The following is a 16662-nucleotide window of genomic DNA, read 5'->3' as shown; positions in this document are numbered from 1 at the left end:
TCTCAGTCAATCCTTTTTTTAAAAAAGGATTGACTGAGAAGGAATTTACGTTGTATAATTATAATAGGGTATAAACTATACAAAAATATTAAATTAGTGTATCTATATAAATTTATCACAGTTTCTCATTGTTTTCAATGTATTTCCATGACCACAATTGAAGTAAATGCAATGGCAGAAAAACACCATTTTACAAGGTACTCACATAAAATGATATTCAATCATTTATTGCAGCGTCAGGGGAAATACGGATTTACAACCTTACAGAAATCCCAATAGTAAAAAGCCCGATTTCTTAATAAGAAATCGGGCTTTTTTGGTTACTCCATTAAAGCGTCCGAGTATTAATCAGGATTTTAAAAATTTTAACCTTCCCAAATAATTGTACTTAAACGACTTTACAAAGAAGGCTGTCTTCTGGATTTAGATTCAAGAATAGTTTTAATTGACAGTAAACATCCATGAAACACCAAATTTATCCTTCAACGAACCATGAAGTTTCGCAAAGAATGTTTCATGAAGATCCATATGTATAGATCCCTCTTCTTTTAATATTTTCCATGCCTTTCTGGCTTGTTCCTCCGAGTTAAGCTCCACACTTACAACCACTTTGTCACTATCCTTCAATTCACGGTTTGAATCAGAACCCATTATAATTCCATCTTCTGTTAATCTTAATTGTGAGTAAAGAACAAGGTCTTTATCACTCTCTTCAACAGGAAAGTCTGGGCTTAATGGGATTTCACTATATTTTTGCATAGCAATAAGTTCCCCGCCAAATGCCTCAACATACAGTTTGAAAGCCTCTTCACATTCTCTGTTAAACATTAAATATGGTTTAATCATTTTCATTCTCCTTTGAATCAAGTTTGGATTCCTTAATAATAACCGGTACCTAGATTATCATCGTTACAAGCATACAAGAACATTAGTTCTGTTTTCAAATAAAAATCATTCTTTTTTATAATAAAACTTAAACCTGTATCATTATGCACAAAAATAGCATTGTTATATTCTCGACGTACAGCATGGTAAACGGTTTCCAAAAATAGAAAGTGATTTCATCAACAAAACTTATAATAATTCCCACAATGTGGCTCTATCCCGGAACAAGGATCAGCGCTCATTTTTCATTTTAGGGGAAGGATATTATTGGTACCGCCTCGTGTAGGACAACAAAACAAGAAAACTGCCTCCCCTTGCTACATGAAGTTAATTCGAGATAAATATTTTCTCCAATATTACTTGACGGGAATATTCCTGTTTGTTTATATCTCACCCAAAGGACTATAATTCTAATAAAACGTGGGGTAAAGATGAATACTACATTATTAATTACTCTTCGAGTGGGGGTGGTGACCTCATTAGAAACGGCCCTTTCACCGCGGGAGAATATGCGGAACGACTTCAAATTCGGCACCCATTGGCATCCAAACATCTAAGTGGGCTTCATAAATCAGGAGCGGCGGAATTTATGCGGAAGCAATTCGTCGAATTTACAAGCTTCGCCCAGAGCCATTTAGCATTAAACATTTGGTTCGAACAGTATTGTGAAATATTTGAAGAAAGACTCGACAGCTTGGAACTTTATCTGAAGAAACTACAAAAATTATGATTGGAGGAATAAAATGTTCCAAAAAACCGAAATCACCCGCAGTTTCAATGCTCCTCGCGAGCTTGTATTTAAGGCTTTTACCGAATCAGAACATCTGCAGAACTGGTGGGGCCCAAAAGGATGGGCTTTTGATATTTCTAAGTTCGAGCTTCGCCAGGAAGGTGTCTTCCATTACAGCCAGACATCTCCTGATGGTAATGTAATGTGGGTCAAATTTGTTTATCATGAAGTAAATGCCCCAGATAAACTCGTTTACACCTCTTTCTTTTCTGATGAAATGGGGAACATCGTACGTGCTCCTTTTAACGACAACTGGCCATTGGAAACGCTCAATACTTTTACATTCACCGAGCATGAAGGTAAAACAACACTTACGATGATTGGGGCACCTGTATCCCCAAGCGAGGAGGAAATGAAAACGTACGAGGAGTCGCGGGAAATGGTTCAGGAGGGCTTTTCAGGAACCTTCGTTCAACTGACTGACTACCTCTCTACTATTTCATATAACTAAAAAACAACCCCAGATCTCTCTTTACATAGAGAAATCTGGGGTTGTCAGTTTAGGTTCATTTAGAATTCAATTTCCCGAGCAGACTTGGAAGGCAATCAATTCGTGACACTGCCATCTTCGTCCGGATCTTCAATATCCGCCGGATCTTTTTCCAATAGGGCCTCTTTGTCTTTTTCGTTCCATTTTGTTTTATACCCTAATGATTTCGCTACTCCTAACACGGGTAGATACGATTTTTTATCTGGTTTAAATGTTTCTAAATCCCCTGTTTGGATTACACCCAAACCTAGTAGCAATTTATCTGATTGGATATAGGGTTTTTCATCGATCAGTTTCATTTGATCAGCTGTATAAGGATAAACGGCTCCATTCACTTTTAATGTAAACGGTCCCTTTTTTTCTTCTTTTATTTCTTTTGGCTTTTTCGATTTATGGGAAACATTATACACACCCTGAACAGTTCCTTCTCTCGTATTATCGGCTCCTCCATACATTTTCCCCTTTTCATAATCATAAATAACAGCTTGCACATTTCCGATATGTTGCGGTTTCTCTTCATAAACATGGCCTTTAGCCATTAACTCCAGTCTTGTATTTTGTTCAATTCCCGGTTCCCATCTTACTGTCGGATAACCAGCAGAATAAATACGTGGCGCATATATGGCATCTTGAATGAGCATTTTATGATCAAGCACGTTCATGATCGTTTCAGATACCGATGCGATTATCGTCGCTCCTCCTGGTGAACCAATGGCCATGAAGGGGTTCCCATCTTTTAATACGAAGGTCGGGGACATACTGCTTCTCGGTCTTTTTCCCGGTTCCACCTGGTTAACTCCACCTGGTGTGGCATCAAAATCCGTCATTTCATTATTTAGCATGAATCCATAATCAGGTACCATGATACCTGATCCGAATACTTGCTCGATTGTAGTCGTATAAGCAACCATATTTCCCCACTTATCCATTACAGAAAAGTGAGTCGTTTGTCCGATTGGGGTTTTCTCTTCTTTTACCATCTTCATTGCAGTGGGTTCTTTGCCCTCATACTTCCATGGATCGCCTGCTTTGACATCAGCTGTTGATCTATTTGGATTGATGAGTTTTCTTCTTTCTTTAATATAATCTTCATCTAATAGTCCTTCTGTTGGTACATCATAAAAATCTTCATCCGCCATATAGGCAGCGCGATCGGCAAAAGCCAGATGCATGGCTTCGGTTAGATGATGAAGATACTCAGGCGAGTTGGCCCCCATCTTTTGCACATCGTATCCTTCCATAAGCTCCAGGATTTGCAGAACAGTCAAACTGCCTGAGCTCGGTGAAGCTGCCCCTACCACTTCAAATCCCCTATATTCCGATTTAATCGGCTCTCTTTCTTTCACTTCATAGTTTTCCAAATCCTCAGTTGTCATCGTTCCTTTACGCTTTTGAACTTCTTGGGTAAGTGCTTCCCCGATTTCACCTTTATAAAAAACGTTAGAACCTTGTTTTTTTATTAACTTAAGAGTCTTTGCCAGATCTGGCTGAACGAGGATGTCTCCCTCTTCCAATGGCTTTCCGTCTGGTACAAAAACTTTTGCAGCCGCTTGGTTATTTTTAAGCTTTGTTACATTTTCATCGATATATTGTGCTGTTGCCCAATTGACTTTCACCCCTTCTTCAGCCTGTTTAATGGCCGGGCCAGTGACTTGTGATAATTTCAATGTTCCATATTTCTCAAGAGAAGTCTCCACCCCCATCAGAGTCCCAGGAACTGCAACCGCTTTCCCTGATGTGTGCCGCTTACTAAAAGGAATAGGTTTTCCCTTTTCATCTAAAAAAAGTTCAGGCGTAACATTTTGAGGTGCCATTTCGCGATTTTCGATCATCGTTATTTTATTTTCCTTTTTATTATAAATCATGATAAAACCACCGCCGCCGATTCCAGACATCATTGGCTCAACTACATTTAATGATAATTGAATGGCAGCTGCTGCATCGACTGCATTTCCACCTTGTTTTAGTATCTCTATACCCGCTTCAGCTGCTAACGGATGAGAAACTGAGACGATTCCATTTGTAAAACCCTTTCCCATTGACCCATCCACTCCAGGAACACTTGCAAAAGCTGGTGTGATCATACAAAAGAAACTGAAAGTAACTAAAATAAAACTTTTTAAAAATTTCATGAATTAGTCTCCTTTCAAAATAAAACAAATTAGGGCTTTATCATAAGGCAAGTGGATATACGAGTATAATTCTCTAGTAGGAATATGCTGGTTGTCTCGATAAAAAGCAGTCTGCACATTCCCATTTGGCGTTGCGTTCTCAATGATGCTTCACTTCAAAAAATCACCCCCCGAATGGTTAAGCTCTACCCTTTACTTCCGGATCGATATTCACAAACTCAATTTTTCTCTATGCTTTGACCATTTTCCAAGATTTTGGAGCTGTCGTGATTGTCATTTTTCCAAAGATATTGTAAAGCCAGCAACACGATAAAAGCGGATATCCCAATGATGTCCGATACCGTTTCAGGGTAGATCAATAGTAAACCTACGATTATGGCGAGGACTCTTTCTAACCAGTTCATTCCCCTCATCCAGTAACCTATGACACCCGCCCCAATCGCAATCATACCTGCCATTGCAGTAAGTACTACCCACGCAACCTCCATCCATGTTGTATCGATCATTAGCATTTGCGGGGAGAGAACAAAAATATATGGAATGATGAATGCAGCGATGGCAAGTTTCGATGACTCAATCCCCGTTTTTATCGGCTCGCCTCCCGCTACCCCTGCCGCTGCAAATGCCGCTAAAGCAACAGGAGGAGTTATATCTGCTATAATGCCAAAATAGAAAACGAATAAATGTGCAGATAAATCGGGAACACCAAGCAAAATTATCGCAGGCGCTGCAATCGTCGATGTGATTACATAATTGGCGGTCGTAGGTGAACCCATTCCTAATATAAGTGCCGCTACCATAGTGAGCATCAGAGTTGGAATCAAATATCCACCAGATAAATCGATCAAGCCATTAGCCAGCTTAAGTCCTAGCCCAGTTTTCGTGACGATACCGACAATAATGCCCGCTGCTGCGGTTGCCGCTGCAACCGCAAGTGCTGTCCGGGCTCCATCCACCAATGCATAAATGATATCGATGAATTTCATGCGGACATCCTTGTTAATGAAGCCTACAAGAACCGAGATGGCAATGGAGTATAGTGCTGCATGTGTAACCGTGATATTCATCATGAGCAATAGAATAATGGCAAGGATCGGTATTAGTAAATAAAGCTTGCCGAACACTTCCTTTTTACTTGGCATCTCTTCTTGAGTTAACCCTCGCAGCCCAAGTCGTTTCGCTTCAAAATGGGTCATGATCCAAATTCCTGAAAAATAAAGGATAGCTGGAATCGCAGCCGCCTTTGCTATATCCCAATACGTAATTCCATTCCCAATGAACTCAACCATTAAGAATGCCGCTGCCCCCATTACCGGAGGCATCAATTGCCCGCCTGTTGAAGCAGCCGCCTCCACTGCCCCAGCAAATTCCTTCTTATATCCAAGATTTTTCATCATCGGTATCGTAAATGCTCCTGATGTGACAACATTAGCCACAGAGCTCCCGCTAATCGTTCCTTGAAGAGCACTTGAAAAAATCGCAACCTTTGCAGGTCCCCCTATCCTTCTGCCGGCAATGGCGGTAGAGAGATCATTAAAGTATTGACCGACGCCTGTTCGGACCAGAAATGATCCAAACAGTAAAAATAGGAAGATGAATGTCGATGACACCGCTAACGGAGTACCCAAAATGCCCTCTGTCGAGAAGAACATCGTTTGCACCAGACGCTCCAGAGTCAAACCGCGATGAGCAAGGAATCCTGGCATATACTGTCCAAAAATCCCATAGAAAATGAATAATATAGCAATGACCATGATAGGAAGACCAACTGCACGCCTGGTTGCTTCCAAAACCAGCAGAATGGCCATAAAACCGACAGCAAAATCCAATACGCCTAAACGCCCTACATTCATGACGATATCTTCGAAAAATAAGGGCCAATATGCACCAACCCCAATACTAAGGATTGCTAATATGATATCGTACCAGGCAATTTGAAACTTTCCTTTTTGACGCTTCTTCCGGTTTGCAGGAAATAGTAAAAATACTAAGGAGAGTGCAAACCCTAAATGTATCGTCCGTTGGATTTGTGCTGTAAAAACACCAAATATGGCAGTATATAATTGGAATAGCGAAAAAGCCAGGAGTCCAAAAAACGCAATGTGGCCCAAGACACCAGTTAATTTCCTTGTCCCGGCTTCTGGATCATATTTTTCCAATAACTCCTGCTGCTCTGCTTCGGTTAAATATTTGATTTTTTCATTATCAGCCACTAATCTTCACTCCCTTCAACTGTTCCCACAATGAAATCCTTTCCGATGAAATCCTGACCCATGTCCCTGGTTTCATGAAGTCTGCCAATGTGTATGTTTTTTCATCATATATTAATCGATGATTGGCTTTAACTTGTCCTACCCGTAAATCTATATAGGTGAAAGTGCGTTGCATATTTTTTATGAAGTAGGTATCGTCTTTTACTTCAAACACTTCCTCACCCTCTGCATTGGAAGGCATACCGACCGCAAAATCATCATAGGCAAGTTCGGTTTGTTCGATTTGCTTATCCGATAACCGGTATGATTCCACAACATCTGTGAGGTGGATGGAGTGTGTATATTTAATCTTGAATTCTTTTTCTTTTTTCAAAGGAAAGTATGCCACTAATTCCCCTTGATCCTCGAAGGAAAAGGCTATTACATGCTTATAAGGAAAAAAGAATAAAAAAGCGATGAGCAGAGGTATACCAAAAGCCATGAATTTCTTGAATATCATAGGTACCCCTTTCACAACCAGTGTCCCATTTAGAAAAAAATGAAGCCGATAGGCCACATAAAGCGAGCTACCGACCCAATTGCCTTACTTGGAAACACCTTTTTCTTTAAAGTATTTTGCTGCTCCAGGATGCACTTCCATATCCCCTAATCCTTCAAGTGCAGTCTTTGCTGTAAGGAACTTGCCTTTTGCATGTGTGATTTGATCTGTGTTTTCATATACAGCTTTAGTCATTTCATAAACTAAATCTTCATCAAGATCCTTTGTAACCACTAACATCGCTTTAACAGCAACTGTCTTCACCTCGGATTTGATTTTGTACGTACCACTTGGAATGGTATCTTCAGCATAGTATGGATACTTTTTAACCAATGCTTGAATTTTGTCATCTGCAATAGGCAGAACCAAAATATCATTTTGGACGGATAGCGCCTCAACTGCACCAGTAGGCGTGCCTGCCGTGATGAAAGCTGCATCAATATTGCCTGCTTGGATTCCTTCGGTCGACTCATCAAAAGATAGATTCTGCCCTTTAATATCCTTTTCAGACAACCCATGAATCTCCAAGATTTGCATGGCATTAATGTAAGCACCAGAACCCGGAGCACCTACCGATACCTTTTTTCCCTTTAAATCCTCGATTGATTTAATTCCGCTTTTTGCAGTCGTTACAATTTGAACAGTTTCAGGATATAAAGAGCTGATCGCCATTATATTGTCAATGGGCTTCCCGTCGAACATTTCTGTTCCTTCAATTGCATACGCGGCGATATCCGTTTGCGAAAATGCGATTTCAGCCTCTCCAACCCTTAACGTTTCCATATTTTCAGCGGAGGCGCCAGATGTCTGAGGTGTTATGTTTGCTTTTGTTTTATCGGAAATGATTTTTCCAATTTGTCCTCCAAGCGGATAGTATGTACCTCCCGTTCCACCAGTCAACAGGCTCAAGTTTTGGTTACCGCTTCCTGAGGCACCTTCATTACTGTCTTTACAAGCCGTGATAATACCGGTGACCGTCAAAATCATGACCAATAAAAAGCACTTATGAAATTTTTTCATAAAAATCCCCCCTCATGTATATTCATCATCTGCAAAAGATGATTATGTTATTATTCTACCGACCGACTCACTTTCCCTTTTTTTACAAAATTAGACACATCACCCATAAGAACTAGTAATACATTAATAAGTTTTATAGAAATTAAATCACCAAGCTTAAATGTGTACAAAAACCTATTAAAAACAAGGGATATCTGCTATTCAATAGTAATATTTTACCGTTTATTACCTATTCTTCCTTTCTTTAAGGATAATATTGACTCTTCCATTTTAGAAATATATTATTGTTATAAACTTATAAGTAGATGTTATAAAATCATCCTAGCCCTTTTAACCATAAATCGTTATATCCAGCTTTTGTTTGAGAGGGAATTAAAAGTCAACCCTTTCCATTTTCAAATCCAATTGAAGTGGGTGATTGTTTGAATTACCTATCCCTTCGCTATTTCATAGAGGTTTCTAACCATCTTAGTTTCAGCGAGGCTTCCAAAACCCTGCATATATCCCAGCCCGGACTTAGCCAACAGATTTCATCCCTCGAAAAACAATTAGGCTTTAAATTATTGAATCGAACGACAAGAAAAATTACATTAACGGAAGAAGGAGAATACATCTATAAAAAGCTTGCGCCCTCCTTTGAAGATATCGAGAAAACAGTGAATTACATAGTTGAAAACAAAACCATCCCCAAGCCTAAACTGAAGATTGCTACCGTACCCTCTGCAGCTAGTATATATATCCCGAAGTTATTGAAAAAGATCGTGGGGCAATACCCGGAAACAGAGTTTTACGTGCATGAAACAACATCTTCAAGAGCAGTAAAACTCGTAAACCAACAAAATTATCACATCGGTTTCATCCGAACGCCCATTCACAGTAACATCATCGCCAATGAAGGATTAAGCATGATTGAATTCATGAGGTTCCCTTTACAATTAGTCGTCTCCACGAATCATACACTAGCCCAAAAAGACGCTATACATTTATACGAAGCAAAAGACGAACCTTTTATCCATTATGATGCCGTTCAAGCACACTCCCTTCAATTCCTTTTGGAAAAGGCTTGTCTGACGGCTGGATTTTCACCTAAAGAATTATGTAAAGGCTCTGAATTACTGACGATTGCCAATCTAATATCCAATAACTTAGGCGTAGCCCTCATGCCGGAAGATATGGTTAGTTTGTTGGGAAAAAGCCAAGTAAAAGCCTTGAACATCGATAACTCGGAATTAACCAGTTCGATATCGGCAGTTTGGAAAAACACGGATGCCTCAATTCTGACTAAGCATATTTTGGAAACGTTAGAGAATGATGATGATTTTAACAATATATAAAGTTCTTGGTTGGGATATTGCTGCGAAGCGAGGCAATTATAGTAAAATGAATGATACTTATCGGTGTTAAAAAGCCCCATTTCTCTTTTATGACACTGAGAAACGGGGCTGTTAAATATTCGATCATTTCACCTTTTAAACTTCTTATTGGCGATGGGGCGGTTCACCCCTATATAACTTATGAAAACCTTATCAAAGGACCCTTGTGCTTATTTGATCCGTATTTCCTGTAACTTTAATAAAGATTAACATTATGAAAAATCGCTATAGGGGCGTTACTTAAACCAATCTAAAAAGTCGAATTCCTAACTGTGGAGGAATTCGACTTTTAATTTTAACAGTCATATTAACCTGTTCCCTTGTTAAGTAACAAAACATGTAAAGCCTCGAATATATCAAACTTAACTTTTTTTCGATTATAACCTGGAAAATCGAGACCCCCTATCCATCACTTTTATCTCAGGAACCCAGCCTATGTACTTTAGTCTTCAGAAAAGTCTTGTTGTTAGAAAGAGGTCATCCAAATAATGAAGTACTATGCAGCGGCTGAACTTTCGCCAAAGGATCAATATAGGCTTTGGCATTACTAACTGCCGTAGGACCTTCACCGAATCCGGAAGCAATTAATTTAACCTTTCCATCATACGTACAAATATCCCCGGCTGCGTAAATGCCTGAAATATTTGTTTCTTGTTTTGAATTAACGATAATTGCATTTTTATTGATGTTTAGACCCCATTCTTTAATCGCTCCAAGAGAAGAGACAAAGCCGTAATTAATAATTAAATCATCTACGTCAACCACTTCTTTTTGTTGAGTCTTAGTGTGTTCTAAAACTATTTGCGTAATGTAATCTGTTCCTACCAATTCGGAGGGAATATAAGGTGTTTTGACCTCAACAGAGGAATTCACTAATTTTTCTACACTATGCTCATGGGCACGGAATTTATCTCTTCTGTGTATCAATGTTACCTTTTCAGCAATCGGCTCTAACATAAGGGCCCAATCAACAGCAGAATCCCCACCGCCTAGAATCGCCACTTTTCTTCCTTTAAATCGGTTCATATCATTCACGAAATAATGCAAATTCTTATCCTCGAACTGTGTTGAATCTTCCAATTCTAGTTTACGAGGCTGAAAGGCCCCATTTCCAGCAGTAATGATCACTGATTTAGAGAAATGAGTATCGAGGTTTGTGGTGATCTTAAATGTTCCGTCTGCTTGCTTTTCCATTTGTTCAACTGCCTCTTCAAGACAAATGGTTGGTTCGAATACTTTCATTTGTTCTTTTAAATTCTCTATCAATTCCTGCGCCCTTACTTTTGGAAAACCAGCTATATCATAAATGAATTTTTCGGGGTAAAGAGCCGAAAGCTGTCCACCCAATTGAGGCAGACTTTCGAGGATTTTCACCTTCGCTTGCCTCATTCCGCCATAGAACGCAGTAAACAAGCCAACTGGGCCGCCGCCAATAATAGTTATGTCATAGACCTTCTTTTCTTCTGTCAATGCAATCACTCCTTGTTCTTCTAGGTTGGTTGTTCATACTGAACATGATCTACAGGTTGTAAGAGATCGACTTGTAATGTTTTCACAAGTAGCCCTTCCTTTTTTCTTTGATTCAGAAATGATGGATAAAAGCAATTGAATATCCACCCTTTCAAAGACAATCTGGATATGTCACCACATTAAAAATCTATATAGCTACTAGTCACAAACGCACCTAAAATTATTATTCAAATTTATTAGGGTTACCATCAAAGGATGCTTGAGCCACTTTTATAGAATCGGTTGGACATCCTTCTGAAGCATCTATCATATCTTCCTCGAGTTCTTCAGGTATAATCGCTGCCCCAACATTATTATCCAATAAAACGAACGCAATCCCTTCCTCATCGTAATCATAAATATCCGGAGCTGAAGCACCACAAGCCCCGCAAGCAATACACGTTTCTTTATCCACGATTGTATAATTAGCCACTTTTCCCATTCATTCCCCTCTTAAATCTCAGTCCTGTTTTTTCCTTACTCATTCCCGTTCAAAAATTCCAAAATGCTCGAATTAAACTTCCTTGGATTTTCCTGGTAACACAAATGACCGCCATCTGGAATAATCACTAGCCGGGAGTTCATTAGCTTTTCATGAATGGCTTCTGATTCCTTAATGGGAGTTACAGTATCCAACTCACCACAAATCACAAGAACAGGAACAACTATATGAGATAACATACTCATTTGATTTAGATGATAAAGTGAATATGCTACCGAACGATATCCTGCCGGTCTTATCTGTGTCATAATCTCTTTGACTCGTGTATGGACATTTTCTGAAGCATGGGGAGATAGCAGTGCTTGTATCCTCTTTTCCGCTATCTCCTTAGTAGAAAGGTTTTCAATTGAAAATAATCGATTTTTCAATTTCGTCTCGTTCTCTTCTGGGGATAGAGCAGCTGCCCCCCTTGTCGAATCTGCTAATATAAGTTTATTAACCTTATTAGGGTACAGGCTGCAGTACTCTATCGCAATTGCCGCTCCCATTGAATGGCCGAGCAGATCGATTTTTTCCAGCTTTAGCTGATCTAGCATACCGTTCAGAATACGTGCGAACTCTTTAAAATTTCTATATTCTTCTGATGGATCTGAACTTTTCCCATAACCCGGAGCATCCCATGCGATTACTGTATAATGCTCCTTTAATTCCTGGATTTGTTCCTTCCATGACTGTGAATTATTGCTCATACCATGTAATAATACTAAAGGTTCTCCATTACCTTCTATTTCATAATGAATACTTAAATCTTCTACTTTTACGAATGGCATACGATCAGTCCCCTTCTAAAGGTAAGTCTCTAACTCTTAAAGCCCCCAAACTTGATATAACTTTCTTAAATTAGAGAATGATTTACTATTTTTATATTTTGCTTGAAAACCCTATAAAGAAAGTGCTTTCTTTCCCGACTTACAATTTAGCTAACGTATTCAAATACCTTGCCAGCTTAGCCAAGGCCCCGCACTGACAATCCGCCGTCGCTGGAAATGACTTCACCGGTGATTGCTCGTGATTCGTCAGAAGCTAACAGTACATATGCCGCAACGTGATCTTCCGGCATCTGGGCAAGTTGAAGAATATTCCGTTTTTTAATGCTGCTTGCTTTCGTATCATTATCGACGATTTTCACAAATGGACACAGCGGTGGAATCACCGTGAGTGCTGTCAATGTACCCCCTGGGGCTACGGCATTTACCCGGATGGAAGGCGATAGTTCGAACGCAAGCTGGCGCATTAATCCAATTTGGGCGTGTTTGCTCGCTGTATACCAAACACCGCCGCCATCTGGATAAAAACTTGCACCGGACACGGTAAAAATAATATTGCCATTTGTTTTTTTCAGTTCTTCAAGAGCAGCTTTAGCTCCGAAAAAAGAGCCTTTTACGTTAATATTGAATAGAAAATCATACGCTTCGGAAAGCGCCTCGGGAGTCACATCGGCAAATTTGGCAAATCCATCGAACACGCCTGCATTCGCAACGAAGACATCTAACTTTCCGAATTGCTCAACAGTAGCTTGGACCGCTTGTTCATTGTCTTCGTATTTGCTTACATCTCCCTGATAAGTAAGGATATTTTCACCAAATTCTCCTTTCATTTTCGCTAATGTCTCTTTAGAGCGGCCGATAATGCTTACTTTTGCTCCTTCTTGTATAAAACGGCGTGTGACAGCTTCTCCTATTCCAGAAGCTCCCCCTGTAATCAAAACGACTTTATCTTTTAAGGCCATGCCCATTGTCTCCACCCCTTCTAATATCTCTCAAACATGATGAACGGTTATCCAAAGATCGGTTCAATTCAAGTATACGGTCTTGTAGCGAGGACATAACCCCAATAAACGTTTCATATATAAAACTATGTTTTTTTATATAAACAATTCTAAAATGTAATCGCTTCATTGTCAATGTAAGCTGTAAAAAAACTGAAACCATCGTTCGGGAATACGTGCCTTGTTCTATATCAAGCTGTGGTCATTCTTATTCCTGTGTACACGCCAATGAGTTATTCAAGATTTATTGTGGTTCTCAGTAAGAATCTAGCGTCCCTTCTTACTGAGAAACGTATGATAAGTACCTTTTTTGCTCTCTATAAAGTTACTTTGTTTCCTGTCGTATTACTTAGGTGATTTTCGGCAACTTCTTGTTTAATCATAAATAAGTACGCGACAAACCCCAGAGTGGCTGCTACAATCAGCATGGCAATGGAGGGACCAAAATCACCGCCAGACATATCGCGGCTCCACCCCATGATATAACTTGAAAATCCTCCCATAATGTTCGTGAATCCCATTAAACCGGCCGCGCGCCCCGCTGTTTCAGGTGTTGAAAATTTGATGATGAAGAAATTGGTCAGATGAAACATTCCTCCCTGAGTTCCCATGGCGAGCCCCATTGAAACCCCGGCCATAATAGGACTAGGTGCAAGGACCGCGATTGTCAAAAATACAGCTGTTAGTATGAAAAGAATCGTCGCAAGCAAGCTCGGGCGTTTCGTTTTGTCTGCCAGAAATCCTCCAGCTAGGACAAATCCTAGCGCGAATAGCCATGATAATGAGGTAATCCCAGTCATTGCATCTCTTTCAAAGCCTTTGGCCTCCACGAGATAGGTAGGAAGCCAAATACTGATTCCAAAGAAAAGAAAGGACGACATCAAATTGCCAAACCAGACAATCCAATAACGATAATCCTTTGCGAAGAATTGCTTCAACTGCACATCATGCGCTTCGTCCTTTTGGCGAATATAGGAGACTTCCTCTTTACTCATGCGTGGATGCTCTTCTGGCGTATTACGAGTCAAATAAAGGAACATTGGAATATTTATAAACAAGTTAAATGCGGCGAGAGCAAAGAACGCGGCCTGCCAATGAAATGTTGAAATAATGAGGATGAGCATAACGGTACCCACTGCCGGGCCAAGGTAGTTTCCAGTAATCCAGAATGACTGCGCCCTGCCAAGCTCTCGTTTATTAAACCAATTCGAAATGAATTTACCCGATATCGGGATCATCATGCCTTCCCCGATTCCGAGGATGACCCTACTAATTAAAAACATTTCGTATGTAGTGGACAGTCCTCCCATGACCATTGTCGCTGTCCATACCAGTAAACCTAAAACTGCTGTTTTCCGCGCCCCTAACTTGTCGATAATAACACCCCAAAAAATGTTGGAACAGGAGTATGAAATCATGAATATAAAGGAGATCAAGCCAATTTTCGCATTTTTATCCGGGCCAGTCAGACCAAGATCACTTAAAAATCCCGGATCGGTTTGGATAACAGAGATACCTACTTTATCAATCTGACCGAAAAACCAGAAGAAAAAAATAGGAATCGCTATGTACAACCATCTTTTTTGACCTTGTAACATGTTATTTCCCCCTTATCATAGGCTCATTTGAATGCGCTTTCATGATTTTCGATACAAAATGTCTATCATGCTATCAAACTTCACCAACTCCCCCTTTCAAAAAATAGCAGCAACTCTTGTTTCATATAAAAAACATTGTTACCGATATTTAATGTTATATTGAATTTTCGTAATAGTCAATAATATTCAGAATAATATTTTTCCAACAGAAAAACTAGTTTTATATACAAAACTAAATAAGGTATTGTTTCGATGAAAACAACCCGAAACAATACCTTGCCCACCTATCACAAAAAACGGATAACGTTTCTGCAAATCCTCGTAATTAAGGTAATGCAACTCCATAATTATTTGAAACTTCATTACCTGCAACAATAAAATGTCCTTCATGGGACTGAAGCACTGCTAAGTCTAGTTCCGTTCAAGTAAAGAGTTTTAACCGGGAATAGTATGGCGGTTTTCAGTCCATCACCACAACTTATGCTGCAACTTGAGGTGAAAAAGGCATACAGTTCCTGAACCGCCAACCAACGATTCCTTAGATAGGGAAACTCAAAATTGAAGAATGTTCTTCCGCTCATTCGGTTGCCGTCTTTCCTTTTATAACGATTCTTTATAAATATATAAAAATTAACTATTTTTATTATTTATCACTCAATGTTAGCATTTTGTTATAAATTATTTGAAAGGATGAGAGATGAATGACTATCCAATATTCTGAATTCGCAGTATTCGGGCTCGGTCCCATCGGAATTGAAATTGTACGCAGTGCTTATCAAACGAATCCTCAATCGATTATCGGTGTTGTCGATATTGATCCCGATAAGGTAGGGAAGGATATTGGCTTCCTGATCAATGAAAAGGAAACGAACAAGTGTGTAGTTCCCCATATCCAGGAAGTAAATACTAAAGCTGACCACCCTATCGCCCTCCATGCAACCGGTTCCAATGCACAACAAGTATGGCCCCAAATCAAAGAGCTGCTATATCACGGCTTTTCAGTTGTATCCACCTGTGAACAGCTTTCCTTCCCTTGGCATCGCTACCCTTTACTTTCAAAGGAAATAGATGATTATGCTAAAGCAAAAGGACTTAGTGTCATCGGGACCGGAATCAATCCAGGGTACATCATGGATACTATGGCCATTTCTTTTACAACAGTATTGACCACTGTTAACCAAATTAAGGTCATTCGTAAAGTTGATGTTTCGAAAAGGCGCCTCCCTTTACAAAAAAAGGTCGGAATCGGGATGACCAGAGAAGAGTTTGAATTATTGGCCCAACGGAATGAAATTGGGCATGTAGGTCTTGAGGAGTCTGTAAGGTTAATCGCTTACGGGCTGAATTGGAAACTTTCAAATGTTATCAATACAATTGAACCAACGATTGCAAGCGAAAATATGACCGTTCCGCTAACTACCTTAAAACGAGGGGATGTTATGGGGCTTCATCAAATTTCCACAGGCAAGACTGTGGACGGAAAGGAAATTTCCTTGGATTTAACGATGTCTGCAGGTATTAAACAGGAAGATGAAATCGTTATTGAGGGGAACGAAACCCAAAGGTTGATTGTTCCAAACGGCATTTTTGGAGATACTGCAACCGCAGCAATGATCATCAATACCGCTAAGCAAATTGATGCCCTCCGTAAACCAGGTTTACTTACAATGGCTGACATCGGGGTGCCAAGAAATATAAATCAATCACACTTTGTGTGTATTTAAGTGGGTGACTAACAATCTTGCGATAAAGTATTACGATATAGGAAAAGGTGAACCCCTAATGGTTCACCTTTCAGTTTGTAGACAAAAGGGGTTCGGAATTAAAAAATTCTGAACCCCTTT

At 39.7% G+C, this 16662-nt stretch carries 13 protein-coding genes; 3 read left to right on the top strand and 10 right to left on the bottom strand.

Going from position 1 to position 16662, the window contains the following annotated elements:
• Nucleotides 1-441: 441 nt before the first annotated feature.
• On the bottom strand, nt 442-846 hold the full coding sequence (locus MHB45_RS08310) for a VOC family protein (RefSeq protein ID WP_072272890.1): 405 nt from the start codon (nt 844-846) through the stop codon (nt 442-444).
• Nucleotides 847-1628: 782 nt separating this feature from the next.
• On the opposite strand from MHB45_RS08310, the gene MHB45_RS08305 reads away from it, so the two are divergent.
• On the top strand, nt 1629-2126 hold the full coding sequence (locus MHB45_RS08305) for an SRPBCC domain-containing protein (protein ID WP_048679185.1): 498 nt from the start codon (nt 1629-1631) through the stop codon (nt 2124-2126).
• Between the two features lie 95 nt (nt 2127-2221).
• On the opposite strand, the gene ggt is transcribed toward MHB45_RS08305, so the two are convergent.
• From ggt to MHB45_RS08285, 4 genes are all read right to left on the bottom strand, one after another.
• On the bottom strand, nt 2222-4297 hold the full coding sequence (gene ggt, locus MHB45_RS08300; RefSeq protein WP_072272889.1) for a gamma-glutamyltransferase: 2076 nt from the start codon (nt 4295-4297) through the stop codon (nt 2222-2224).
• Nucleotides 4298-4515: 218 nt separating this feature from the next.
• Nucleotides 4516-6510, bottom strand: coding sequence for a TRAP transporter permease (locus MHB45_RS08295; protein WP_072272888.1), 1995 nt, complete (start codon nt 6508-6510; stop codon nt 4516-4518).
• A complete protein-coding gene (locus tag MHB45_RS08290) occupies nt 6503-7009 on the bottom strand; it encodes a DUF1850 domain-containing protein (RefSeq protein ID WP_072272887.1) in 507 nt (168 codons plus the stop codon). The genes MHB45_RS08295 and MHB45_RS08290 overlap by 8 nt, the downstream gene beginning before the upstream one ends.
• An 84-nt stretch (nt 7010-7093) precedes the next feature.
• On the bottom strand, nt 7094-8068 hold the full coding sequence (locus tag MHB45_RS08285) for a TAXI family TRAP transporter solute-binding subunit (protein WP_048679174.1): 975 nt from the start codon (nt 8066-8068) through the stop codon (nt 7094-7096).
• A gap of 422 nt (nt 8069-8490) precedes the next feature.
• Between MHB45_RS08285 and MHB45_RS08280 the strand changes: the two genes are divergently transcribed.
• Nucleotides 8491-9402, top strand: a complete 912-nt coding sequence (locus MHB45_RS08280) for a LysR family transcriptional regulator (protein ID WP_072272886.1) — start codon at nt 8491-8493, stop codon at nt 9400-9402.
• Nucleotides 9403-9918: 516 nt separating this feature from the next.
• Here the strand turns inward: MHB45_RS08280 and MHB45_RS08275 are convergent.
• From MHB45_RS08275 to MHB45_RS08255, 5 genes are all read right to left on the bottom strand, one after another.
• Nucleotides 9919-10911: an NAD(P)/FAD-dependent oxidoreductase gene (locus MHB45_RS08275; RefSeq protein WP_048679165.1), complete on the bottom strand. Its 993-nt coding sequence runs from the start codon at nt 10909-10911 to the stop codon at nt 9919-9921.
• A gap of 223 nt (nt 10912-11134) precedes the next feature.
• A complete protein-coding gene (locus MHB45_RS08270; protein WP_048679242.1) occupies nt 11135-11383 on the bottom strand; it encodes a ferredoxin in 249 nt (82 codons plus the stop codon).
• A 44-nt stretch (nt 11384-11427) separates the two neighbouring features.
• Nucleotides 11428-12222, bottom strand: a complete 795-nt coding sequence (locus MHB45_RS08265; RefSeq protein WP_072272885.1) for an alpha/beta fold hydrolase — start codon at nt 12220-12222, stop codon at nt 11428-11430.
• A 176-nt stretch (nt 12223-12398) separates the two neighbouring features.
• Nucleotides 12399-13187: an SDR family NAD(P)-dependent oxidoreductase gene (locus MHB45_RS08260; protein ID WP_226990395.1), complete on the bottom strand. Its 789-nt coding sequence runs from the start codon at nt 13185-13187 to the stop codon at nt 12399-12401.
• 350 nt (nt 13188-13537) lie between these two features.
• Nucleotides 13538-14818, bottom strand: coding sequence for an MFS transporter (locus MHB45_RS08255; RefSeq protein ID WP_048679157.1), 1281 nt, complete (start codon nt 14816-14818; stop codon nt 13538-13540).
• A 701-nt stretch (nt 14819-15519) separates the two neighbouring features.
• On the opposite strand from MHB45_RS08255, the gene MHB45_RS08250 reads away from it, so the two are divergent.
• The gene (locus MHB45_RS08250) at nt 15520-16542 is read left to right on the top strand and encodes an NAD(P)H-dependent amine dehydrogenase family protein (RefSeq protein WP_072272884.1); all 1023 of its coding nucleotides are present in this window, start codon (nt 15520-15522) and stop codon (nt 16540-16542) included.
• Nucleotides 16543-16662: the final 120 nt, after the last annotated feature.

The sequence above is a fragment of the Peribacillus sp. FSL K6-5616 genome, from assembly GCF_038008245.1.
GTDB classification, from domain to species: domain Bacteria; phylum Bacillota; class Bacilli; order Bacillales; family DSM-1321; genus Peribacillus; species Peribacillus frigoritolerans.
This window is presented reverse-complemented; position numbering and strand designations above follow the sequence as displayed.